Below are 20,808 nucleotides of genomic sequence, written 5' to 3'. Positions count from 1 at the left end.
GAGTCTCCGTCCGGAGACGCACCTTGGCCGCCGATCATGAACCCCACCTCGTCGACATCCATGTGGGCGCGCGCATTCGGATGCGCCGCAAATCCATGGGCCTGAGCCAGACGCAACTGGCCGACAGCGTGGGCATCACCTTCCAGCAACTGCAGAAGTACGAGCGCGGATCCAATCGCGTCAGCGCGTCCAAGCTCTACGGCATGGCCGTGACGCTGCAGACCTCGGTGGCCTGGTTCTTCGAGGGCATTCCGCCGATGGAGGGCGAGGGCGACATCGATCAGCGCATCCTGGCCGTGCGTCGCTTCATGGCCACCGAAGAAGGGGTGGAGCTGGCTTCGCTGGTGCCGCAGCTGCCGATAGCCCAGCGCCGGCAGATCCTGGCCCTGGCCAGGACGCTGAGCGCGGACGGCGACGATGACGAACCCGGCGGGACGGGGGCAGGCTGAGGGCGTGGCCCGGCCTCCACGCGGCGCCTAGCGCCTGAACGCCTCGGCCAGGGCCACGGCGCCCGGCTTGGGGCGGCCGGCGTTGTCGAAGACGGCAGGGGCGTCGGCGGCGTTCTCGGCCGTCAGCCACGAATCGCGATCGCGCAGGCCCCAGACGGTGAAGGCGAAGCGCTGCCGCTCCGGTAGGGCCATGAACGCCTCGGCGGTCTCGGCGTAGACGGCCGCCTGCCGGCGCTGCAGCTCGGCGCGGGACAGCAGCTTGTTCTCGGCGCGGGTCAGGGACACGTCCAGTTCCGACACGTGGATCGGCAGGCCCAGGCCGGCCAGCTCGCGGATCATCCGGGTGATCTCGCCCGGCGGGACGTCGGCCGCCACGTGCATCTGGGTTCCCAGGCCCGTCAGAGGCGCGCCCGAGGCCAGCAGGCGCTCGGCCAGGTTCAGGAAGGTGGCGCGCTTCCTGGGAAAGTATTCGAGATTGTAGTCGTTCAGCAGCAGGACGGCGTCCGGGTCGGCCTCGCGGGCCGTGCGATAGGCCAGGGCGATGTGCTCGAAGGCGCCCAGGCGCTGGGCCCACAGGCTGTCGCGCCAGCCGTTTCCGTCCTCGGCCACGGCCTCGTTGACCACGTCCCAGCCGACCACCTGGCCGCGATAGCGGCCGGCCACGGCGTGGATGTAGTTGCGATAGGCGTCGGCGAAGCCGATGCGGTTCTCGTCCAGCCGCTGGAAGGCGTCCGGGACCTGGGCGTACCAGACCAGGGTGTGGCCCAGCAGGCCCATGCCGTGGGCCCGGGCGAAGGCGGCGATGCGGTCGGGAGCGTCGAAGCGGAAGGACCCGTCCGGCTGGACGATATACTCCATCTTCATCTGCCACTCGGGGGTCAGCTGGCTGACCTCGCGGGCCAGCAGGGCGGCCAGGGCGGGGTCGTCCAGGTGCAGGGCCTGGACGCAGCTGCCGATCCGGAACGGCGCGATGGATTTCAGCGGCGGCAGCGGCGCGGGCTGGCTCTTGGCGACCTGGGGACCGCAGGCGGACAGGGCCAGGGCCGACGTCAGGACCGCGCGACGGTGCAGGCCCCCTCCGGCCCTCCGGGCCACCTCCCCCAGGGGGGGAGGATCCAGGTTGGCGCCGAGCTCGTAGATGCTCCCCCCCTGGGGGAGCTGTCGCGCAGCGACTGAGGGGGTAACGGGCCGCCTATCGCCCACCGGCGGCCGCCCGGCGCAGGCCCAGTTCGTCCAGGGCCGCGGTCTCCAGCTTACCCATCAGCTTGGCCTTGGCGACCTTGGCGGCCTCGGCGACGTGCTCGTATTTCTTGAGGTTCTCGAAGGCCAGGGCCAGGGCGTCGCGGGCGCCGGCCTCCTCGATCAGGATCTGGTCGATCTCCAGCATGGCCTGGTCGCGGCGGATCCTGGAACCCTGGCGGAAGCCGATCATGTACCAGCCGGCCTCGACGTCGCCCTGGGCGCGCATCGCCTCGGCCTCGGATTCCGCGTCCAGCGTGGCGACCTTCATTTCGGCGGTCTGGCGGCGCTCGACGATGTCGGCCAGGCGCTTCTGCAGGGTCTCGACCTCGTGGTTCGAGATGCGGATCAGGGAGTCGGCCCACTTGGTCATGCAGGGGTTTCCATCTAGGCGGCGTCACTCTGCAGGATGTGGGCGAGGTAGCCGAAGCTGTCGTCGAGGCTGGTGGCCTCGTCGGGGCTCTGGCTGAGGAAGGCCTCGACGGCGGGGTTGAGGCGGATGGCGCGGTCGATGATCGGATCGGCCCCGGCGCGATAGGCGCCGATACGGATCAGCTCTTCCATGTTCGAATAGGCCGCCAGGCTCTGGCGGGCGGCCTTGACCACCTCGCGCTCCTCCAGGGTCTGGCAGCCGGGCATGGTCCGCGAGATCGACTTCAGCACGTTGATGGCGGGGAAACGGCCGCGCTCGGCGATGCTGCGCTCCATGACGATGTGGCCGTCCAGGATGCCCCGGGCGGCGTCGGCGATCGGCTCGTTGTGGTCGTCGCCGTCGACCAGCACCGTGAACAGGGCGGTGATCGGAGCGGCGGTGGTGCCGTCGGGACGGATCGGGCCCGGGCCGGCGCGCTCGAGCAGCTTGGGCAGTTCGGTGAAGACGGTGGGGGTGTAGCCCTTGGTGGTCGGCGGTTCGCCGGCGGCCAGGCCGATCTCGCGCTGGGCCATGGCGAAGCGGGTCACCGAGTCCATCAGGCAGAGGACTTCCTGGTCCTGGTCGCGCAGGAACTCGGCGACGGCCAGGGTCATGTAGGCGGCCTGGCGCCGGGTCAGGGCCGGCTCGTCCGAGGTGGCGACCACGACGATGGCGCGCTTGAGGCCTTCCTCGCCGAGGGTCTCCTCGATGAACTCGCGGACCTCGCGGCCCCGCTCGCCGATCAGGCCGACCACGACGGCGTCGCAGGTCGCCTCCTTGGCCAGCATCGACAGCAGCACGGACTTGCCCACGCCCGAGCCGGCGAAGATGCCCAGGCGCTGGCCGCGGCAGGTGGTGGTGAAGACGTTCATCGACCGCACGCCCAGGTCCAGGCGCTCGCCCACCCGTCCGCGGGCGTGGGCGGGCGGGGGCGGGGTCTTCAGGGGATAGGGGACGTCGCCCTGCGGCAGCGGGCCCAGGCCGTCGATCGGCTCGCCGAACGCGTTGATGATGCGGCCCAGCCAGGCCTTGGTCGGACGGACCACGGCGCCCTCGGGCATGATCCGGATCTCGGCGCCGGGGGCCACGCCTTCAACGGGGCCGAACGGCATCAGCAGGGCGCGGGTTTCGCGGAAGCCGACGACCTCGGCCGGCAGCACCGGCAGGCCCAGGCGCTCGATCTCGACCCGGGCGCCGACGGCGAGCCGGGTCAGTCCGCCGCGGGCCTCGATCAGGAGGCCGTTCACGGCGGCGACGCGACCGAAGATGGTCAGCGGATCGATACGTTCGACGGCGGCGATCAGGCTACGCAAGAAGGGGCTCCCGACGGCTCGAGGCTTAGCTTTGGGCCCGGCGCGTTAATGGGGAGTGAAGTAGACCGACATGGTTAATCGGCCCTTGAGGATTGTGGTTAGGATGGGGCCTGCGTCCATATGTCTTGCGATCCGCCCCTCCCGGCGAACGCCGGGACGAGCGGGGTCCGGGATCACGGCCTGGGCGGCAGGTTGGCCGTGAAAAATCCCACCACCTTGGCGTCGAAATCCCTGTGGAACGCGGCGCGGTCGAAGCCCGGCGCGCTGGTGCAGATGGCGGCGGCGGTCGCCCGGCCCTGGTCGTTGCAGGGCGTCAGGAAGTCGAAGTGACCCGCGCCGGGGACGAGGTGATAGTCCGGCGTCCGGGGCAGGCTGGCGCGCACCGCCGAGGCGTAGAACGGGTCGGGCAGGATCTCGTCGTTCCCGGCCCGCCACAGCTGCAGCGGCGCGGTCACCTTCGCCAGGCCGGCCTTGCCGAAGGCGTAGCCCATGGCCGGGGCGGCCGAGACCACGGCCCGGATCCGGGCGTCATGGGTCCAGGTCGCCTTCATCGCGTCGGCGGGCGGCGGGCGCGAGGCGGCCAGCTTGCAGTCGAAGAAGTCGGGATGGGCCTGGCAGTGCGGGGCCATGGTCCGCAGGTCCGGCTCGCCGCCGGCCGCCGCCAGCACCGTGAAGCCGCCGGACGAGAAGCCGAACGCCCCCACCCGGTCGGGATCGATGGCCGCCCGCAGGGGCGAGGCCTTCAGCATGTAGTCGATCAGCACCGACAGCTGGCGCGGCCGGTTGGCCATGTCGGTCGCGCGGCTCTGGTCGGCGTAGTTGTCGCCGGTGTGGGTCAGGGCGGCGACCACGAAGCCGGCCTCGGCCAGGGCCTGGGCGGTGTCGGCATGGCCGCCGAAGAAGCCGCCGTTGCCGTGCGACATCACGATCAGCGCCAGGTGGTCGCCGACCGGCGGCGCGCCGGCCGCCACGGTCTGGCCGCCGATGCCCAGCGTCATCGGCTTGGCCGGAGCATCGGTCGGGTACCAGACGCCGACGGTGATCGGCGGGCCTTGCGGATCGGCGACCTGGACGACGGTGAAGCCGGCGCTGGCGGCGAGGGCGGGGTTGACGCCGGCCAGGGCCGCCAGGGACGCGAGAAGCTGGAGGAGCAGGAGAGCGCGGATCGACATGGCAGTCCTCGGACGGGGTGGAACACGGCCAAGGTCATCCCTCGCCGGGTTCAGCCGCGCCACGCCCGCTTCGCGAATGGGCGAACGGGTTCGCGAACCGGCGAACCGCGCCTATAGCAAGGGTATGACCGTCCCCACGATCGCCAAGGCCGAGCCGATGCTGGGAACCGCCCGGGACTGGACGGTCGACTTCGCCGTCGCCGCGGTCATCGGCGTGTTCGTGGGCGTGATCGGACCCTATGGCAGCTACTATAACGGCCCGCCCTGGCCGCGGATCTTCCACTTCGTCGTCAGCTTCTGCGTGGGGACCCTGATCTTCGGCCTCCTGCAGCGCCTGGCCGTGGCGGGCGCACGCCGCGTGGGGGTCCCGGCCTGGCCGGCGATCGCGGTCGCGCTGCTGGTCGGCTGCGTCCCGCTGGCGGCGTTCATCAGCTGGCTGGCCACCACCTTGTGGCCGTTCCTGCGCGGCCGGATCACGCCCCTGGAATGGTACGGCCAGTGCGTGGTGCTGTCGGGGCCGGTCCTGGCCTTCGTGATCCTCCGCCGGGCGTTGAAGGCCCGGGGCGCGGCCCCGGCGATGGCGGCCTCGGCGCCGCCGACCTCGCCCATGCCGTCGGGCGAGGTGCTGTGCCTGCGCATGGAGGACCACTATGTGCGGGTCCACACGCTGAACGGCTCGCGCCTGGTCGCCGGGCCGTTCGAGCGGGTGATCGCCGGCATGGCCCAGGAGGGGATGTGCGTGCACCGGTCATGGTGGGTGGCCCGGGCGGCGGTGACCGGGGTGGTCGCCGACGGCCGTAACCTGCGCCTGACCTTGAAGGGCGACCTTCACGCGCCGGTCTCCCGCGCTTCGGTGGCCAAGCTTCGGGAAGCCGGATGGCTGGCGCCGGAAGCCGTCCGCGAACAATAGGGTGAAACCCGCCGCGGCCGGACGTCGCGCCCCTTGAACGGCCAGGCTCACGGCGACGCTCCACCCCCGCGGCCAAGCCTGTAAACTTCTCGCGACAGAACGCCGCAATCTCGCCTTACTGGTGAACGGCGCGGCTTGGCGATCGGGGTCGAAAGGCGGCGCCCGACCCCTTTACAACTCCCGATTTCCGGGCTTTCGGATCAAAAGGAATCGTCTTGACGGACCGTCCACAGCCCCCTGCGACCTTTGCGCCAAATGAGTCGCTGACCGCTTGCACCCGATTCGCAAATCAGATTAACCATTTCTCCAGCGAGATCATTCACCATTAACCTGTCTTAAATTAACTGTCCGGCAGAGTGCAGGACGGGTTTCACCGGCGGTATTCCGCCTAGCTGTCGAATAATGCCGCCCACGGGCGGGGAGGGCTGCATGCGCGTACTGTTGATCGAGGATGACAGCGCCACCGCGCAGACCATCGAGCTGATGCTGAAGTCTGAAGGCTTCAACGTCTACACGACGGATCTTGGCGAAGAGGGCGTGGATCTGGGCAAGATCTATGACTACGATCTCATCCTGCTGGACCTGAATCTGCCCGACATGAGCGGCCTGGATGTTCTGCGCACCCTGCGGGTGGCGAAGGTGAACACGCCGATCATGATCCTGTCGGGCAGCGCCGAAATCGACACGAAGGTGAAGACCTTCTCGGGCGGCGCCGACGACTACATGACCAAGCCGTTCCACAAGGACGAGATGATCGCCCGCATCCACGCGGTGGTCCGTCGTTCGAAGGGTCACGCCCAGTCGGTGATCAAGACCGGCGACATCATCGTCAACCTCGACGCCAAGACCGTCGAAGTGAACGGCAACCGCGTGCATCTGACCGGCAAGGAATATCAGATGCTGGAGCTGCTCTCCCTGCGCAAGGGCACGACCCTGACCAAGGAGATGTTCCTCAACCACCTGTACGGCGGCATGGACGAGCCCGAGCTGAAGATCATCGACGTCTTCATCTGCAAGCTGCGCAAGAAGCTGGCGGCCTCGGCCCAGGGCAAGCACCACATCGAGACCGTCTGGGGCCGCGGCTACGTGCTGCGCGACCCGAACGAGCAGGTCAACGCCGCGTAATCACGCGAGGCCGGTGACCCGAAAAGCAGACGCCCACCTCCCCGGAGGCGGGCGTTTTCTTTTGTAGGAACAGGGCGTTAACCCTGTCCGTGACAAATCGCCCGAAGCACCGAATAGTCCTTGCTCGAACATGGCGTCATCCGTCATTTTCCGGCGCGAGGTTTTGCTGGGGGGCATCCCAGCCGTGTCACGCCGAACGCGGCATCGCTACCAGTTTGGGTTACCATCGGGGGCTTGATGCAGGAATTCGATCCGAGGCGGCCGACCTTGCGTCTGGCCCCGAAAGTCTTCACCGCGATCGCCGGCCTGGCCGCCCTGGGCCTGGGGTGGAAGCTGACCGCGCCGGACGCGCCGGTGCAGATGGTCAAGGCGCCGCTCGACGCCAACGCCCTGGCCGCCCTGCAGCACGCCGCCTTCGCCAGCGCCGAGGCCCAGCCGGGCTTCGAGCGTCCGGAATCGATCCCCGTCCAGGTGCGCCCCGGCGAGACCCTGGAAAGCGCCGTGCTGCGCACCGGCATCGCCCCCAACGACGCCCGCCAGGTGGTGGCCGCCCTGCAGGGGGCGATCGACACCGTCAACATCAAGGCCGGCATGGCCTTCGAGGCCGCCATCGCCGAGCGCCGCAACGGCCCAAGTGGTAAGAGGGGGGCGGGATCGGCCCGCCTGATCGGCCTGTCGATGCGCACCGGCCCGTCCTCGACCCTGACCGTCTCGCGCACCTTCGACGGCGCGATGAAGCTGCGCGAGCTGGAGGAAAAGGTCACCGACGAGACCAAGGTGGCCTGCGGCGAGATGAAGGGGTCGTTCTACGAGAGCGTGGCCGGCGTGGGCGGCACCCCGGCGGTGATCAGCCAGGCGGCCAAGCTGTTCTCGCACAAGATCGACTTCTCGCGCGACATCCAGGAGGGCGACCGCTTCTGCCTGGTGTTCGGGCGCAAGGTCACCGAGAGCGGCCGCACGGTCGAGGCCGGCGACCTGGAATACGCCGAGGTCAAGGGGCAGAAGTTCTACGCCTTCGAGCGCTCGGGCGACGACGGCAAGCCGCAGTTCTTCGACGAACTGGGCAAGAACATCAAGGGCTTCCTGCTGCGTACGCCGGTCGACGGGGCCCGCATCACCTCCACCTTCGGCCAGCGCAGGCATCCGGTGCTGGGCTACACCCGCGCCCACAAGGGCGTCGACTTCGGGGCTGGGACCGGCACGCCGATCCTGGCGGCCGGCGACGGCGTGGTGCTGGAGGCCCGCCGCTGGAGCGGCTACGGCAACTGGCTGCGCATCCGCCATTCGGGCCAGTGGGACACCGGCTACGGCCACATCTCGCGCTACGCCCCGGGCATCCGTCCCGGCGTGCGCGTGCGCCAGGGCCAGGTCGTGGCCTATGTCGGCTCCACCGGCCTGGCGACCGGCCCCCACCTGCACTACGAGGTCTGGCTCAACGGCCAGCGGGTCAATCCGATCGGCGCCAAGGTGCCCCAGGGCACGATCCTGGCCGGCGCCGAGCTGTCGCGCTTCAAGGCCCAGCGCGCCCACATCGACACGCTGCTGGCCCAGGGCGGCGACGCGGTCGAGGACAAGGCGGCCCCCAAACTGGCCCTGGCCAGCCTCGACAAGGCCAAGGGGCCGGCGCTGCGGTAGACGCACCAACCTTGACCGCAGCCGCCGCCCGCCGCATCCCTGGCTTCGTGAAAATCTTCCCGCCGCTTAAGCCCGACTCCGAGGACATGCTGCACCTCGACGCCCTGCGCATCGTCGGGGCGCTGATGATCGTGGTCTTCCACTTCAACCGCTACATCAACCTGGATGGTCGCTGGCAGGTGGCGGACGACATGATCAAGGGCTTCAGCCTGATCGTGGACCTGTTCTTCCTGATCTCCGGCTATGTGATGGCGGCGATCTACACGGGTCGGCTGACCAGCTGGGCCAGGTACGGGACCTTCCTGAAGAAGCGGGTGGCGCGGCTGGGGCCGCTGCACTGGGCGACGATGCTGGTGTTCGTCGGCGTCTGGGCGGTCGGCGTCATGGGCTGGGGCGGGGATGTCGATCCCAAGCGCTACGACCTGGCCTGCATCGCGCCCAACGTCGTCTTCATCCACGCCTGGCATGTCTGCCACAGCCAGACCTGGAACTTCGTCAGCTGGGCGATCAGCGCCGAGATGGGGCTGTACCTGGCCCTGCCGCTGCTGTTCTGGATCACCGCGCGCGGGCGGATCGTCACGGCCCTGGCGGCGATCGCCAGCTTCGTGGTGCTGCTGCTGAACCCCGACGGCGACATGCCCTTCCACCAGTGGACCTGGAACTTCGGGGTGCTGCGCGCCGTGCCGGGCTTCCTGCTGGGCATGCTGGCCTTCCAGCTGCGCGCGCCGCTGGGGCGGCTGCCGTTCGCGCGCTTCTGGATGTGGGGCTTGCTGGCGGTGTTCCTGGTCGCCTCGACCCTGCGGATCGAGCGCACCCTGCTGCTGCTGATCGTCTACGCCCTGGGCCTGGCGGGCGTCGCCGCCGACGCGGCCGGCCCGCAGGGCGGGATCAGCCGCCGCCTGGCCCCCTGGGCCCAGCTGAGCTTCAGCCTCTACCTGCTGCATCCGATCGCCCTGAAGATGGGGATCAACTGGGTCGGGGTGGCCCGGCTCGGCCTGAACGGCGACGCCTTGCGGCTCTGGGTGCTGTTCTGGGTGCTGGCCCTGATCCCGCTGGCCTACCTGTCGCTGGTGCTGTTCGAGCGGCCGGCGCGGGACTGGATCTCGGGGCTGGGCGCCAAAAAGACCCTCTCCCAGAGGGAGAGGGCGGGGCCCGCCGCGTAGCGGTGGGAGGGAGAGGGGTTACGCCCTCGCCGTTTTCTCACGAACCCACTGCCGGCACGCCGTCGGACGGTTTACCCCCTCACCCTCCCATTGCTCCGCAATGGGCCCCTCCCTCTCCCTCTGGGAGAGGGTTCTAAGCGAGGCCATCCACCCACGCCGGCAGCTCGCTGATCGAGCCCAGCTCCACGTACCGCGCATGGTCCTGCGGCGCGGTCGCGGCCTCGTGGGCCCAGACCAGCGGATAGGGGATCAGCGCCGCCCAGGCGCCGGCGTCCAGGGCCGGGATGATGTCGGACTTGACCGAATTGCCGGCCATCACCGCCTGTTCGGGCCCCGAGCCGTGGCGGGCGAACACCCGGCGGTAGGTGTCGGCGTCCTTTTCCGAGACGATCTCGACGGCGGCGAACAGGTCGCCCAGGCCCGAGGCGGCCAGCTTCTGCTCCTGGTGCAGCAGGTCGCCCTTGGTGACCAGCACCAGGCGATAGCGTTGGGACAGTTCGGCCAGGGCCTTCTCGACGCCGGGCAGGGGCTCGACCGGCTCGGTCAGCATCTCGCGGCCGGCGGCCAGGATCTGGCGGATCACGCCGATGCTGACCTGGCTGTCGGTCAGGTCCATCGCCGTCTCGATCATCGACAGGGTGAAGCCCTTGGCCCCGTAGCCGTAGAGCCGCAGGTTGCGCTTCTCGGTCTCGGCCAGCCGGGCGTCGATCTGCTCAGCGTCGCCGTAGGGGGCCAGCAGTTCGACGAACCGCTTGTGGGTCAGGCGGAAGATGGTCTCTGTGTGCCAAAGGGTGTCGTCGGCGTCGACGCCGACGGTCGTGACGGGCATTGGAAGCTCTCCGGGTCCGCGCCGGTGATACGCCGCGTCGCCGTCCGACGCCAAGACGCCGCGGCGGTCAGCCTTCCTCGCCGCGGCCCTCGGCCTCGTCGACGCCATCGCCGCGGAACGTCCGTTCCTCCAGCTTGAGGCGTTCCTCCTCGAACCGGTTGGTCAGGTGGAGCATCTGTTCGGTCAGGTTCGCCGAAACGGTCGAGGCCGGTTCTTCGAAGCGATCGTCATAGGAATTGGACATGCAAAGACACAAGCACGGCTAGGGCGGCCCCGCCCATGTCCATCGAAACGATGTCGGCTGGCCGACGTTCCCAAGGCCAAGTTAGGTTTTTTCGGCCCTAGAAGCTCTGCGCCACGAAGATCACCGCGCTGACCGACGCGGCGGCCACGAGCAGCACGCGCAGGCCGGTGTCGACCAGGCCGAACCAGTCGGTGGCGATGGGGGCGACAGGGGCGACCGGCGGGCTCATGGGACCAACTCCATTGAAGCTCGACCCTGAGCCTCAAGGCGTTAACACGTCGACCGCGCGAACGGACGCACCCCCGCGACAAGTTGTTCCAGCCGTGGCGCCGAAGCGACAGCGTCGCGGGCGTCGGGGTTCGGCAAAACCGTTTTAAAGAGGCTCCGGTGCGCCCGAGCGGGGTGTCAGGCCCACGAGGCCGGGGGCTGTCGCGCATCCGGCGGCGGCCGCACGCTGGCGCAGGTCGGGTGGGCCTTGTAGACGCGCTTCAAGGAGGCGGGGAAGCGGTGCAGGGCGGCGGCGGGCCGGATCGGCCGGGCCGACAGGTCGCCGCCGCAATTGGGGCAGACCCCGGAGAATCGCGTCTCCACGCAATCGATGCAGAAGGTGCATTCGAAGGTGCAGATCCGGGCGTCCGGGCTGTCGGGCGGCAGGTCGCGATCGCAGCACTCGCAATTGGGACGCAGTTCGAGCATGGGCCGTCCTCCCGTGTTCTTATGCTGATTGTGGCGCTTAACCCTTACAGCATAGGGGCTTTGGGGCTCGCCGCGCGAGGGGGCTTGTTGGTCGATCACGGGAATGTGGGGCCACGCTCCGACTCTCGTGATCGAAGGGGTTGACCCCCCCGCCATACCCCCCTAGACACGCCGCCGTTTGCGCGGCGGGCGGGGTTACACCTGGCCCGCCTTTTTGCGACAATGACCGGCCTGTTTCTGGCCCTGCGTTTAGGAGGCGCTTCCGAGATGTCCAAAGACCTTCTCCCCCCTCCTGTTTTGCTCAAGGGCGTTACCGGCGTTCTGGCCCTGGCCGACGGCACGATCCTGCAAGGCGTGGGCTGCGGCGCGGTCGGCGACGCGGTCGGCGAGGTGTGCTTCAACACCGCCATGACCGGCTACCAGGAGATCCTGACCGATCCCTCCTACATGGCCCAGATCGTCGCCTTCACCTTCCCGCACGTGGGCAATGTGGGGACCAATCTCGAGGATCTGGAGCAGATGAGCGGCGGGGCCGAGACGGCCGCCCGCGGCGTCCTGTTCCGCGAGGTCCCGACCGATGCGGCCAACTGGCGCGCCAACAGCGACTTCGACGCCTGGATGCAGCGGCGCGGCGTCATCGGCCTGGCCGGGGTCGACACCCGCGCCCTGACCCGCAAGATCCGCGAGACCGGCATGCCGCACGGCGTGATCGCCCACTCGCCGACCGGCCAGTTCGACCTTCCCGCCCTGGTCGCCAAGGCCAAGGCCTGGGCCGGGCTGGAGGGCCTGGACCTGGCCAAGGACGCCTCCACCACCCAGACCTTCACCTGGGACGAGGGCCTGTGGTCGTGGCCCGAGGGCTACGCCAAGCTGGACAAGCCCAAGTACGAGGTCGTGGTCCTGGACTACGGCGTCAAGCGCAACATCCTGCGGGCCCTGGCCCATGTCGGCGCCCGCGCCACGGTGGTGCCGGCCAACACCTCGGCCGAGGACATCCTGGCCCGCAATCCCGACGGCGTGCTGCTGTCCAACGGCCCGGGCGACCCGGCCGCGACGGGGGAGTATGCGGTTCCCGTTATTCAGACGCTGGTCGAAAGCGGCAAGCCGGTGTTCGGCATCTGCCTGGGACACCAGATGCTGGCCCTGGCGCTGGGCGCCCAGACCGTGAAGATGGAACAGGGGCACCATGGGGCCAACCACCCCGTGAAGGACCTGACGACCGGCAAGGTCGAGATCGTCTCGATGAACCACGGCTTCACCGTCGACAGCGCTTCGCTGCCGAAGGCGGTGACCGAGACGCACGTGTCGCTGTTCGACGGCACCAACGCCGGCATCGCCCTGGAAGGCAAGCCGGTGTTCTCGGTGCAGCATCACCCGGAAGCCTCGCCCGGCCCGACCGACAGCCTCTACCTGTTCGAGCGCTTCGCCGGCCTGATGGACGCGGCGAAGTAGGTCGGCGGCCTCACGGCCCCGCTTACACAAAACGACGACCCAATTGTCATGGCCGCATCACGTTCCCCGCCGGGGCGCGTGATAGCCTTTTCGCGTTCCGGTTCCCCTGCGACCCTTCGACGAGGATCCCATGACCTATGAACGCATCGGCGGCGAGGCGATCGCCAACGCCGCCCTCGACGACTTCTTCCGCCGCGCCCAGGACGACGACCTGCTGACCCACCTGGTCGGGCCGGTGATCTCGCCGGGCGCGCGGGCCTTCATGGCGGCGGCCCTGGATCTCGACAACGACGACGAGGCCCGCCTGGCCCCGGCCCTGGCCTGGCTCTCGGACAACGGTCCCGAGGACGAGGACCTGGACCACATGATCGGTCACCTGGCCCTGGCCCTCGAGGCCCAGGGCGTCGGCGACGAGGTCATCGCCGAGATCGCCGACCGCGCGGAAAGCCTGCGCGACGCCGCGCTGGGCGTCTGGCCGGACGACGAGGATGAGGACGAAGACGACGAGGTGGCGGCTTAGGGCGTCGGCCCCCTCAGTCGCTTCGCGACAGCTCCCCCAGAGGGGGAGCATCCGCGCCTCGATAGATCCTCCCCTCTGGGGCAGAGGGGTATCGCATATGCCTCAAAACGGTTGTCATCCCGGACGAGCGCGCAGCGCGAAGATCCGGGACCGGGGCGTGAACGCAGGCGCTTCCGGCGGTCCCGGATCGGCGCTCGGCTCTGCCGAGCTTGTCCGGGATGACAGGTTTTTTCAGAGCAAATCCATATGCGACAGCCCTGCCCTCTGCGGGAGGTGGCCCGAAGGGCCGGAGGGGGCTCGCGCCGCCTAGGTCCCGAACTGGGTGAACGGGACCTTGTTGAACAGCTCGCGCTCGGCGCCGCGCGGGTCGTCCTCCATCCGCGTGGTGTTGTCGAACACCAGGGTCTGGCGGCGGGGCAGGGTATAGGGCTCCCACTTCGGGATGGACGGGTTGTTGGGATCGCCCGTGCGCGCGAAGGCGATGAAGGTGTCGGCCAGCCGCTCGTGCATGGCCACGGCGTCCGGACCCGAACCGGTGATCACGCCGGGGGCGTCGAAATTGCCGAACATCAGCTGCATGTCCAGGGTGTGCGGGGCGCCCCAGACGCCGCCGTCCTTGGGCGCGCGCCAGTCCAGCTGGTAGGCGAAGGCGGGCGCGCCGGCCTTGGCTCGCTCCTCGTCCTGGATGATCGCCGCCTTCCACGACCGGCCGGCGGTCCCGGCCGCGAAATAGACGTCGGCCGGCGTGTAGTGCGGATAGATCCGGCGATAGGCGGCCACCACCGTGGCGGGGTCGATGTCGATGCGGGCGTTGAACTGGGCCGGCAGCTTCTCGACCACCTGTTCCCAGGTCAGGGTCATCAGGCTCTTGTCGTAGCCGACGAAGCCGCGCGTCTCGTCGTGGGTGTTGCCGACCATCATCGGCACGTCCAGGCCCATCGGCGAGGCGTCGGGGAAGAACGGGTGGCGGGTCAGCGACCGCTCGTCCAGCACCGGGCCCATATAGACCCCGCCGCTGCCGGCGATCGGGTCGACGGCCTTCAGCCCGGCCAGGACCTGGTCGGCGGGCAGGGCGCGCAGGGCGGCCAGGTCCTTGATGCCCAGCTTGTCGATGAAGCCCTTGGCCCGCCGGGTGGCGTTGAACGGGCCGGCGGCGGTGACCTGCTGGCCGCTCATGGTGGCGGCGCGGTGGAACAGGCCCTTGGCGGCCGGCATGGCCATCAGGGTGGCGATCTTGGCCCCGCCGCCCGACTGGCCGAACAGCATGACATTGCCCGGATCCCCGCCGAACGCGGCGATGTTGTCGCGCACCCATCGCAGGGCCAGGACCAGGTCCAGTTGGCCGGCGTTGCCGCTGTCGGCCACCGACGGGTCGTCGAACAGCCGCGCCAGGTAGAGATAGCCGAAGGCGTTGAGCCGGTGGTTGACGGTGACCACGACGACATCGCCGCGCCTGGCCAGCTTGGTCCCGTCGTACCAGGGGCTGGCGCCCGAGCCGGTGTTGTAGGCGCCGCCGTGGATATAGACCATCACCGGCCGCTTCCTGCCGTCGGCCAGGTTCTTACCGGTCGCCGGGGTCCAGATGTTGAGGAACAGGCAGTCCTCGCTCAGCGCCTCGCCGTCCTCGCCCTTGCCCTGCGGGCAGGCCGCGCCATAGGCCAGGGCGTCGGCCACGCCGGTCCACGGCCTGGGCGGCCGGGGCGGCATGAAGCGGCCCGCGCCCCCCGTGTCGGCCCCGTAGCGCACGCCCTTGAACACCTGGACGCCGTCGCCGGCCGCGCCCCGCACCTTGCCGTAGGTGGTGGCCACGATCGGACCCGGCTGGGCGGCCAGGGCGGGGCCCGAGGCCAGGGCCAGGGCCGCGCCCGCGCCGGCGATCAGGCCGCGACGATCAAGGTTGGGATGATCCATGGGCGTCCTCCAGGCGCGGTTGGGTTCGCGCTCGGCGGAATCGCTACCACGGTTCCTGACACCGGTGACATCCACTTTTTTGGGGCTCACCGAGACCCTCTCCCAGAGGGAGAGGGTGTTAAAGCGCCGCCACCGCCTTGGCATGCGCCCGCACCACGTCCAGCGTCGAGGCGTCGGTGTCGAACACGCCGAACAGGCCCTGCTCCTCCTGCGGCGGATCGCCGACATAGGAGCGGTCGCCCATCTTGAACCAGGCATCGGGATGCTGGGCGCGGCCCTCGCCGTTCCAGGCCCAGAAGTTGGTCCCGGCCAGCGGGCCGCCCGCCTTCATGTCGGCTTCCACCAGGCCGAACATCGTCCTGTAGAACCGGTCGCGGTGGGTGGTGGGGCCGCCGGGCGTGAAGGCGCGATCCTCGCGGATCAGGCCGAACTCCTCGATCACCAGCGGCTTGTTCAGGCTCCGGGCGATGGCGATGTGGCGCGCCACGTAGTCGCGGCACTTGGCCTCGCCGGCTTCATAGGTGGCCGGCTGGTTCTTGAACTCGATCCAGCCCCAGTTGTTGGGCCAGACGTGCAGGGTCAGGTAGTCGATGCTGGCCGGCTTGTGGGCCTCGACCACGCAGGCCTCGCGCTGCAGGCAGCCCATGTCGCCCTCGCTGCCGGTGCTGACCAGGTGGCGCGGGTCCAGCGACTTGATCAGGGCCGAGGTCTCGGCGATCCAGCGGTAGTAGGTCGGCAGGTTGGCGACCCCGAAGGCCTCGCTGCCGCCCGGCCGCGGCTCGTTGGCCAGCTGCCAGGCCATGATGGTCGGGTCGTCGCGATAGGGTTTGCCGGTCACGCTGCTGACCCGGCCGACCAGAGCGCGCAGATAGCGGCGGAACAGGTCCTGGGCCTTGGCGTCGCCATAGAAGCGGGCCGAATAGTCGGCGAACTCGGGCCAGGGGTGGGCGGGGTCGCCCTGCTGGAACCAGTCGCCATTGCCGGTCCAGCGCAGATAGGCCGGCATGCCGCCCGACCAGTCCCAGAAGTTGTTGACGTAGATGACCGCCTTCATGCCGCGCTTGGCCATCTCGGCCAGCGCCACGTCCAGGCCCTTGAGCAGGTCCTGGTCGTAGTCCTCGCCCGGGCCGCGGAAGGTGGGGGAGATCGCCACCTTGGCCGGCGAGGTCTCGCCCGCGCCCAGGATGCGCAGGTTGGTGACGCCCAGGGCCTTCAGCCGGTCCAGCTCGCGGCCCAGCCGCGCGCGGTCGCCGGATGGCCCCGGCGAGCCCAGCCAGGCCCCGTACCACAGGTTCGCCCCGACGAAGCGATAGGGCTTGCCGCCCAGGCTGAGGCGGCCGTCCTTGACGGTGACGAAGGTGCTGGGCGCGGCGGCGCCTGGCGCGGCTTGAGCGCCGCCGGCGGCCAGGGCGGCGGTTCCGGCGGCCAGCAGGTGGCGTCTCGACAGCATGGTTCACTCCCCGTTGTTTTGGGACAACCTAAAGGGTGCGGGCGGCCTGGGGGAAGGCATTAAATAAATTTGTTTTCAGAATAGCCGTCCCTATCCCGTTGAAGAATGGCGCCGCCGATCAGGTTGCGGCGCGCAGAAAGATCACGGCTCATGTCGGAGAGGTCGCGGAAGACACGTCCTCGGTGGGAAGCCAGCGATCGGGAGATCATCGCCATGAACCGCGCGACCCAGCCTATGAGGCCCACCATCACCGCCTTCAAGGCCTCGCCCGATCGCGGCCGGGGCCTGGCGCGCGACATGCGCGTGCGCTGGGCGCTCGAGGAAGTCGGCCAGCCCTACGACGTCCGCCTCGTCACATTCGCCGAGATGAAGCAGCCGGCCCACCGGGCGCTGCATCCGTTCGGCCAGATCCCGACCTACGAGGAAGGCGACCTGGTGCTGTTCGAGTCCGGGGGCATCGTGCTCCACATCGCCCAGACCCGCGCGGGCCTGCTGCCGGACGACCCCGACGCCCGGGCCCGGGCGATCACCTGGATGTTCGCCGCGCTCAGCACGGTCGAGCAGTCGATCGTCGAACTGCAGTTCGTCCTGTTCACCGAGCGCGACAAGAGCTGGTACGAGGCGCGCCTGGCCATGGTCCACGACCGCATCCGCGCGCGGCTGGGCGAACTCTCCGACCGCCTCGGCGACGCCGACTGGCTGGACGGCGCGTTCAGCGCCGCCGACCTGATGATGGCCTCGGTGCTGCTGAGGACGCGCGGGTCGGGCCTGCTGGACGAGTATCCCAACCTCGCCGCCTATGTCGCCCGCGCCGAAGCCCGGCCGGCCTACCAGCGCGCCTTCGCCGCCCAGCTGGAAGTCTTCAAGGCGACGCTGGCGGGGTAGGGGGCGCCGGGCGCGCGCTCCCCAATTCGTTGTCATCCCGGAAGCCCCGCAGGGGCTGTCCGGGACCCAGGGGACTGGGTAAAGGCCTTGCGGTTCACCTGGGTCCCGGACAAGCGCTGCGCGCTTTCCGGGATGACAACTTACTAAGCGCGCTTCAGCGAGGGCCTTACAGATTCAGCAGCGACGGGTCGCCGCCCTGGGCGGTGATGTTGATGCTCAGCGCCCGCTCGACCGCGTAGCGCAGCAGGGCGTGGGGGCCGCCGGCCTTGGGACCGGTGCCCGACAGACCCTCGCCGCCGAACGGCTGGACGCCGACCACGGCGCCGGTCATCGAGCGGTTGACGTAAGCGTTGCCGGCCGGGACCAGCCGCTGGACGTCGGCGGCGAAGCTCTCGATCCGCGAGTGGACGCCCAGGGTCAGGCCGTAGCGGCGGGCCGCCAGGGCGCCGGCGACCTGCTCCAGATCCTCGGGCCGGTAGCGCACCACGTGCAGCACCGGGCCGAACACCTCGCGCTCCAGGAAGTCGGCGGCGGGAATCTCGGCCAGGACCGGGGCGAAGAAGGTCCCGGCTTCCGGCGCGGGCAGGGCGTGCAGCACCTTGGCCTCGCGGTTCAGGCGCGCCAGGTGCTGGTCCAGCGCCGCCTTGGCCTCGGCGTCGATCACCGGGCCGACGTCGGTGACGGCCAGGGCCGGGTCGCCGATGACCAGAGCGTCCATCGCGCCCTTCAGGCCCTCGATGATGTGGTCGGCGGTGTCTTCCGGCAGGAACAGCAGGCGCAGGGCCGAGCAGCGCTGGCCGGCGCTGCCGAAGGCCGACAGGATCACGTCGTCGATCACCTGCTCGCGCTGGGCGGTGGTGTCGACGAACATGCCGTTCAGCCCGCCGGTCTCGGCGATGAACGGGACGATCGGACCCTGGCGCTGGGCCAGGGTCTGGTTGATTCGCCAGGCGGTGTCGGTGCCGCCGGTGAAGGCCACGCCGTCCAGGCCCTCGTGGGCGGTCAGGGCCGCGCCGACCGTCTCGCCGCGCCCCGGCAGCAGGGCCAGCAGGCGATGGTCCAGGCCCGCGGCGTGATAGAGCTTCACGGCCTCCATGGCGATCAGCGGGGTCTGCTCGGCCGGCTTGGCCAGCACCGCGTTGCCGGCCGCCAGGGCGGCGGCGACCTGGCCGGTGAAGATGGCCAGCGGGAAGTTCCACGGACTGATGCAGACGAAGACGCCGCGGCCCGCCAGGCGCAGGCTGTTGGTCTCGCCGACCGGCCCGGTCAGGACCTCGCCGGCCAAGCCGAACTGGTCTTCGGCCAGCTTGGCGTAGTAGCGGCAGAAGTCGACGGCCTCGCGCACCTCGGCGATGGCGTCGGGCAGGGTCTTGCCGGCCTCGCGCGAGAGGAGGGCGCACAGGCGCTCGAGATTGGCCTCCAGGGCGTCGGCCATGGCGCGCAGCACCTCGGCGCGGGCCGGACCGCCGGCCTGGTCCCAGGCCGGCTGGGCGGCGCGGGCCAGGCGGAAGGCCTGGTCGATCTGCGCCGGCTGGGCTTCGGAGACCACCCCGACGACACGCTCGTGGTCGGCTGGGCTCTGCACTGGCATCGGCGGGGCGCCGACCGTCAGCTTGCCGCCGACCAGCGGGCCGGCCGACAGGGTCAGCCTGTCCAGCTCGGCCAGGTGGGCGGCCAGGCGGTCGCGGTCGGCCTTGACCGACAGGTCCAGGCCCGCGCTGTTGCGGCGGCGCGGGCCATAGACGTCGACCGGCGTCGGGATCTTGGCGTGGCGGTCGGGATGGGCCTCCACCGCCGTGACGGGGTCGACCACCACCTTCTCGACCGGCACCCGCTCGTCCAGCAGGGCGTGGACGAACGAGGTGTTGGCGCCGTTCTCCAGCAGGCGGCGGACCAGGTAGGGCAGGAGGTCCTCGTGGCCGCCGACCGGGGCATAGGCCCGCAGGGTCACGCCGTCATAGAGGTCGTCGGCGGCCTTGTAGAGCGCCTCGCCCATGCCGTGCAGGCGCTGGTGCTCGATCCTGACGCCGGCGGTCTTCGACATCCGCACCACGGCGGCCAGGGTGTGGGCGTTGTGGGTGGCGAACTGGGCGTAGAGGTGCGGGGCCGCGTCGATCAGGGCTTTGGCGCAGACCAGGTACGACAGGTCGGTGGCCGGCTTGGTGGTATAGACCGGATAGTCCGGCCGGCCGGCGACCTGGGCGCGCTTGATCTCGCTGTCCCAGTAGGCGCCCTTCACCAGGCGGACCATCAGGCGGCGGCCGGTTTCCTGCGACAGGGCCGTCAGGCGCTTGATCACCTCGGGGCAGCGCTTCTGATAGGCCTGGACGGCCAGGCCCAGGCCCGTCCAGTCGCCCAGCTCGGGCTCGCGGCACAGGCGGTCCAGCAGCTTCAGCGACAGGGCCAGGCGGTCGGCCTCCTCGGCGTCGATGGTGAAATTGATGTCGTACTTGGCGGCGATCAGGGCCAGGCGCAGGACGCGCGGATAGAGCTCGTTCCAGACGCGAGCCTCTTGCGTGGCCTCGTAGCGCGGCGTCAGGGCCGACAGCTTGACCGACACGCCGTGGCCGGCTTCGGGGCCGGCCCTGTTCGACAGCTTGCCGACCGTCTCGATGGCGTCGGCATAGGACTTCTCGTAGCGCGCGGCGTCGGCGGCGGTGCGGGCGCCTTCGCCCAGCATGTCGAAGCTGCAGATGTCGCCGTCGTTGGCGGCGCGCTTGATGGCCGCCTCGATGGTGCGGCCCAGCACGAACTGCTCGCCCATGATGCGGATGGCCTGGCCGACGGCGGCGCGGATCACGGGCTCGCCCAGGCGGCCGGCGATCTTTTTGATAAACGCCGGCAAGTCCCGCTGGGCCTGGTCGTCGGGCTCGACGATCTTGCCGGTCAGCATCAGGCCCCAGGTCGAGGCGTTGACGAACAGGCTGTCGCTGCCGCCCAGGTGGCTGGCCCAGTCGGCCGAGCCGATCTTCTCGGCGATCAGCTTGTCGCGGGTGTCGTCGTCGGGCGTGCGCAGCAGGGCCTCGGCCAGGCACATCAGGGCCAGGCCCTCGCGGGTGCCGAGGCTGAACTCCTGCAGGAAGCTTTCGACCACGCCCTGCTTGCGGACGCTGCGGCGGGCGCCGCGGACCAGGGCCTCGGCCTCGGCGCGGACGGCGGCGCGGTCCTCGCGGCCCAGGGGCTGGGCGGCCAGCAGGTCGGCGATCACCGCCGCCTCGTCACGATACTTGCCGTCGTCCAGGGAATCCCAATCGGTCATGGTCGCCTCAGCTATTGGTATATCATCGCTATATCGCCGCCTTGTTCGAAGGTGCTTCGTTTGTTTTGAGGTTGGACTGTACGATCGTCGGTGAAGCCGCCGGATTTCGTTATTCGCTCCACGGCCACGTCGGCTTGTCGCTAA

Annotated in this window: 20 protein-coding genes; 8 read left to right on the top strand and 12 right to left on the bottom strand. The window is 69.8% G+C overall.

Features of this window, described 5'->3' with window-relative positions:
- The first annotated feature begins 23 nt into the window (after nt 1–23).
- Entirely contained in the window at nt 24–449 is a 426-nt protein-coding gene (locus AC07NX_RS12430) for a helix-turn-helix domain-containing protein (RefSeq protein ID WP_494642148.1), read from the top strand.
- Nucleotides 450–476: 27 nt separating this feature from the next.
- Here the strand turns inward: AC07NX_RS12430 and AC07NX_RS12425 are convergent, their stop codons facing one another.
- The 4 genes from AC07NX_RS12425 to AC07NX_RS12410 all read right to left on the bottom strand — a co-directional run bounded on the left by AC07NX_RS12425 (nt 477) and on the right by AC07NX_RS12410 (nt 4,585).
- Entirely contained in the window at nt 477–1,544 is a 1,068-nt protein-coding gene (locus AC07NX_RS12425) for an endo-1,4-beta-xylanase (protein WP_494642147.1), read from the bottom strand.
- A gap of 97 nt (nt 1,545–1,641) precedes the next feature.
- On the bottom strand, nt 1,642–2,061 hold the full coding sequence (locus tag AC07NX_RS12420; RefSeq protein ID WP_494642146.1) for a flagellar export protein FliJ: 420 nt from the start codon (nt 2,059–2,061) through the stop codon (nt 1,642–1,644).
- Between the two features lie 14 nt (nt 2,062–2,075).
- A complete protein-coding gene (gene fliI, locus AC07NX_RS12415) occupies nt 2,076–3,413 on the bottom strand; it encodes a flagellar protein export ATPase FliI (RefSeq protein ID WP_494642144.1) in 1,338 nt (445 codons plus the stop codon).
- A 173-nt stretch (nt 3,414–3,586) separates the two neighbouring features.
- On the bottom strand, nt 3,587–4,585 hold the full coding sequence (locus AC07NX_RS12410) for an alpha/beta hydrolase family protein (RefSeq protein WP_494642143.1): 999 nt from the start codon (nt 4,583–4,585) through the stop codon (nt 3,587–3,589).
- 124 nt (nt 4,586–4,709) lie between these two features.
- Between AC07NX_RS12410 and AC07NX_RS12405 the strand changes: the two genes are divergently transcribed.
- The 4 genes from AC07NX_RS12405 (at nt 4,710) to AC07NX_RS12390 (ending at nt 9,418) form a co-directional block, all read left to right on the top strand.
- Nucleotides 4,710–5,495 carry a LytTR family DNA-binding domain-containing protein gene (locus AC07NX_RS12405; RefSeq protein WP_494642142.1) on the top strand — a complete coding sequence of 262 codons (786 nt, stop codon included), beginning with the start codon at nt 4,710–4,712 and terminating at the stop codon, nt 5,493–5,495.
- Between the two features lie 429 nt (nt 5,496–5,924).
- Complete coding sequence (gene ctrA / locus AC07NX_RS12400; RefSeq protein WP_029914069.1) at nt 5,925–6,620, top strand: response regulator transcription factor CtrA; 696 nt, start codon at nt 5,925–5,927, stop codon at nt 6,618–6,620.
- 237 nt (nt 6,621–6,857) lie between these two features.
- Complete coding sequence (locus tag AC07NX_RS12395) at nt 6,858–8,255, top strand: M23 family metallopeptidase (RefSeq protein ID WP_494642141.1); 1,398 nt, start codon at nt 6,858–6,860, stop codon at nt 8,253–8,255.
- A gap of 11 nt (nt 8,256–8,266) precedes the next feature.
- A complete protein-coding gene (locus AC07NX_RS12390) occupies nt 8,267–9,418 on the top strand; it encodes an acyltransferase family protein (protein WP_494642139.1) in 1,152 nt (383 codons plus the stop codon).
- Nucleotides 9,419–9,551: 133 nt separating this feature from the next.
- Here AC07NX_RS12390 and AC07NX_RS12385 read toward each other — a convergent pair whose 3' ends face one another.
- From AC07NX_RS12385 to AC07NX_RS12370, 4 genes are all read right to left on the bottom strand, one after another.
- On the bottom strand, nt 9,552–10,247 hold the full coding sequence (locus AC07NX_RS12385) for an HAD family hydrolase (RefSeq protein ID WP_494642138.1): 696 nt from the start codon (nt 10,245–10,247) through the stop codon (nt 9,552–9,554).
- Between the two features lie 67 nt (nt 10,248–10,314).
- Entirely contained in the window at nt 10,315–10,491 is a 177-nt protein-coding gene (locus tag AC07NX_RS12380; protein WP_494642136.1) for a hypothetical protein, read from the bottom strand.
- Between the two features lie 97 nt (nt 10,492–10,588).
- Nucleotides 10,589–10,720 (bottom strand): hypothetical protein, encoded by a 132-nt coding sequence (locus AC07NX_RS12375; RefSeq protein WP_494642135.1) that lies wholly within the window; start codon nt 10,718–10,720, stop codon nt 10,589–10,591.
- 176 nt (nt 10,721–10,896) lie between these two features.
- Nucleotides 10,897–11,187, bottom strand: a complete 291-nt coding sequence (locus tag AC07NX_RS12370; RefSeq protein WP_494642134.1) for a DUF1272 domain-containing protein — start codon at nt 11,185–11,187, stop codon at nt 10,897–10,899.
- Between the two features lie 267 nt (nt 11,188–11,454).
- On the opposite strand from AC07NX_RS12370, the gene carA reads away from it, so the two are divergent.
- Nucleotides 11,455–12,639: a glutamine-hydrolyzing carbamoyl-phosphate synthase small subunit gene (gene carA / locus AC07NX_RS12365; RefSeq protein ID WP_035088110.1), complete on the top strand. Its 1,185-nt coding sequence runs from the start codon at nt 11,455–11,457 to the stop codon at nt 12,637–12,639.
- Nucleotides 12,640–12,769: 130 nt separating this feature from the next.
- Nucleotides 12,770–13,159 carry a globin family protein gene (locus AC07NX_RS12360; RefSeq protein ID WP_494642133.1) on the top strand — a complete coding sequence of 130 codons (390 nt, stop codon included), beginning with the start codon at nt 12,770–12,772 and terminating at the stop codon, nt 13,157–13,159.
- A gap of 306 nt (nt 13,160–13,465) precedes the next feature.
- On the opposite strand, the gene AC07NX_RS12355 is transcribed toward AC07NX_RS12360, so the two are convergent.
- From AC07NX_RS12355 to AC07NX_RS12345, 3 genes are all read right to left on the bottom strand, one after another.
- Nucleotides 13,466–15,070, bottom strand: a complete 1,605-nt coding sequence (locus AC07NX_RS12355; protein ID WP_494642131.1) for a carboxylesterase/lipase family protein — start codon at nt 15,068–15,070, stop codon at nt 13,466–13,468.
- A gap of 118 nt (nt 15,071–15,188) precedes the next feature.
- The gene (locus tag AC07NX_RS12350; RefSeq protein ID WP_494642130.1) at nt 15,189–16,520 is read right to left on the bottom strand and encodes a glycoside hydrolase 5 family protein; all 1,332 of its coding nucleotides are present in this window, start codon (nt 16,518–16,520) and stop codon (nt 15,189–15,191) included.
- 59 nt (nt 16,521–16,579) lie between these two features.
- The gene (locus AC07NX_RS12345; RefSeq protein ID WP_494642129.1) at nt 16,580–16,735 is read right to left on the bottom strand and encodes a hypothetical protein; all 156 of its coding nucleotides are present in this window, start codon (nt 16,733–16,735) and stop codon (nt 16,580–16,582) included.
- On the opposite strand from AC07NX_RS12345, the gene AC07NX_RS12340 reads away from it, so the two are divergent.
- Entirely contained in the window at nt 16,734–17,405 is a 672-nt protein-coding gene (locus AC07NX_RS12340) for a glutathione S-transferase family protein (RefSeq protein WP_494642128.1), read from the top strand. The genes AC07NX_RS12345 and AC07NX_RS12340 overlap by 2 nt on opposite strands.
- Before the next feature lie 166 nt (nt 17,406–17,571).
- Here the strand turns inward: AC07NX_RS12340 and putA are convergent, their stop codons facing one another.
- On the bottom strand, nt 17,572–20,664 hold the full coding sequence (gene putA / locus AC07NX_RS12335; RefSeq protein WP_494642126.1) for a bifunctional proline dehydrogenase/L-glutamate gamma-semialdehyde dehydrogenase PutA: 3,093 nt from the start codon (nt 20,662–20,664) through the stop codon (nt 17,572–17,574).
- Nucleotides 20,665–20,808: the final 144 nt, after the last annotated feature.

The sequence above is a fragment of the Caulobacter sp. GW821-FHT09A05 genome (genome assembly GCF_059418465.1).
The sequence above is the reverse complement of the archived record's forward strand: the minus strand, read 5'-3'. Positions and strand labels throughout refer to the sequence as shown.

Excerpts from the sequence above, each read along its gene's own strand:
- AC07NX_RS12350 (WP_494642130.1), bottom strand. The coding sequence starts at position 16,520 with ATGCTGTCGAGACGCCACCTGCTGGCCGCCGGAACCGCCGCCCTGGCC.
- AC07NX_RS12380 (WP_494642136.1), bottom strand. The coding sequence starts at position 10,491 with ATGTCCAATTCCTATGACGATCGCTTCGAAGAACCGGCCTCGACCGTT.
- AC07NX_RS12355 (WP_494642131.1), bottom strand. The coding sequence starts at position 15,070 with ATGGATCATCCCAACCTTGATCGTCGCGGCCTGATCGCCGGCGCGGGC.
- AC07NX_RS12385 (WP_494642138.1), bottom strand. The coding sequence starts at position 10,247 with ATGCCCGTCACGACCGTCGGCGTCGACGCCGACGACACCCTTTGGCAC.
- ctrA (WP_029914069.1), top strand. The coding sequence starts at position 5,925 with ATGCGCGTACTGTTGATCGAGGATGACAGCGCCACCGCGCAGACCATC.
- AC07NX_RS12395 (WP_494642141.1), top strand. The coding sequence starts at position 6,858 with ATGCAGGAATTCGATCCGAGGCGGCCGACCTTGCGTCTGGCCCCGAAA.
- AC07NX_RS12360 (WP_494642133.1), top strand. The coding sequence starts at position 12,770 with ATGACCTATGAACGCATCGGCGGCGAGGCGATCGCCAACGCCGCCCTC.
- AC07NX_RS12345 (WP_494642129.1), bottom strand. The coding sequence starts at position 16,735 with ATGGCGATGATCTCCCGATCGCTGGCTTCCCACCGAGGACGTGTCTTC.
- putA (WP_494642126.1), bottom strand. The coding sequence starts at position 20,664 with ATGACCGATTGGGATTCCCTGGACGACGGCAAGTATCGTGACGAGGCG.
- AC07NX_RS12370 (WP_494642134.1), bottom strand. The coding sequence starts at position 11,187 with ATGCTCGAACTGCGTCCCAATTGCGAGTGCTGCGATCGCGACCTGCCG.
- carA (WP_035088110.1), top strand. The coding sequence starts at position 11,455 with ATGTCCAAAGACCTTCTCCCCCCTCCTGTTTTGCTCAAGGGCGTTACC.
- AC07NX_RS12420 (WP_494642146.1), bottom strand. The coding sequence starts at position 2,061 with ATGACCAAGTGGGCCGACTCCCTGATCCGCATCTCGAACCACGAGGTC.
- AC07NX_RS12410 (WP_494642143.1), bottom strand. The coding sequence starts at position 4,585 with ATGTCGATCCGCGCTCTCCTGCTCCTCCAGCTTCTCGCGTCCCTGGCG.
- AC07NX_RS12375 (WP_494642135.1), bottom strand. The coding sequence starts at position 10,720 with ATGAGCCCGCCGGTCGCCCCTGTCGCCCCCATCGCCACCGACTGGTTC.
- AC07NX_RS12405 (WP_494642142.1), top strand. The coding sequence starts at position 4,710 with ATGACCGTCCCCACGATCGCCAAGGCCGAGCCGATGCTGGGAACCGCC.
- AC07NX_RS12340 (WP_494642128.1), top strand. The coding sequence starts at position 16,734 with ATGAACCGCGCGACCCAGCCTATGAGGCCCACCATCACCGCCTTCAAG.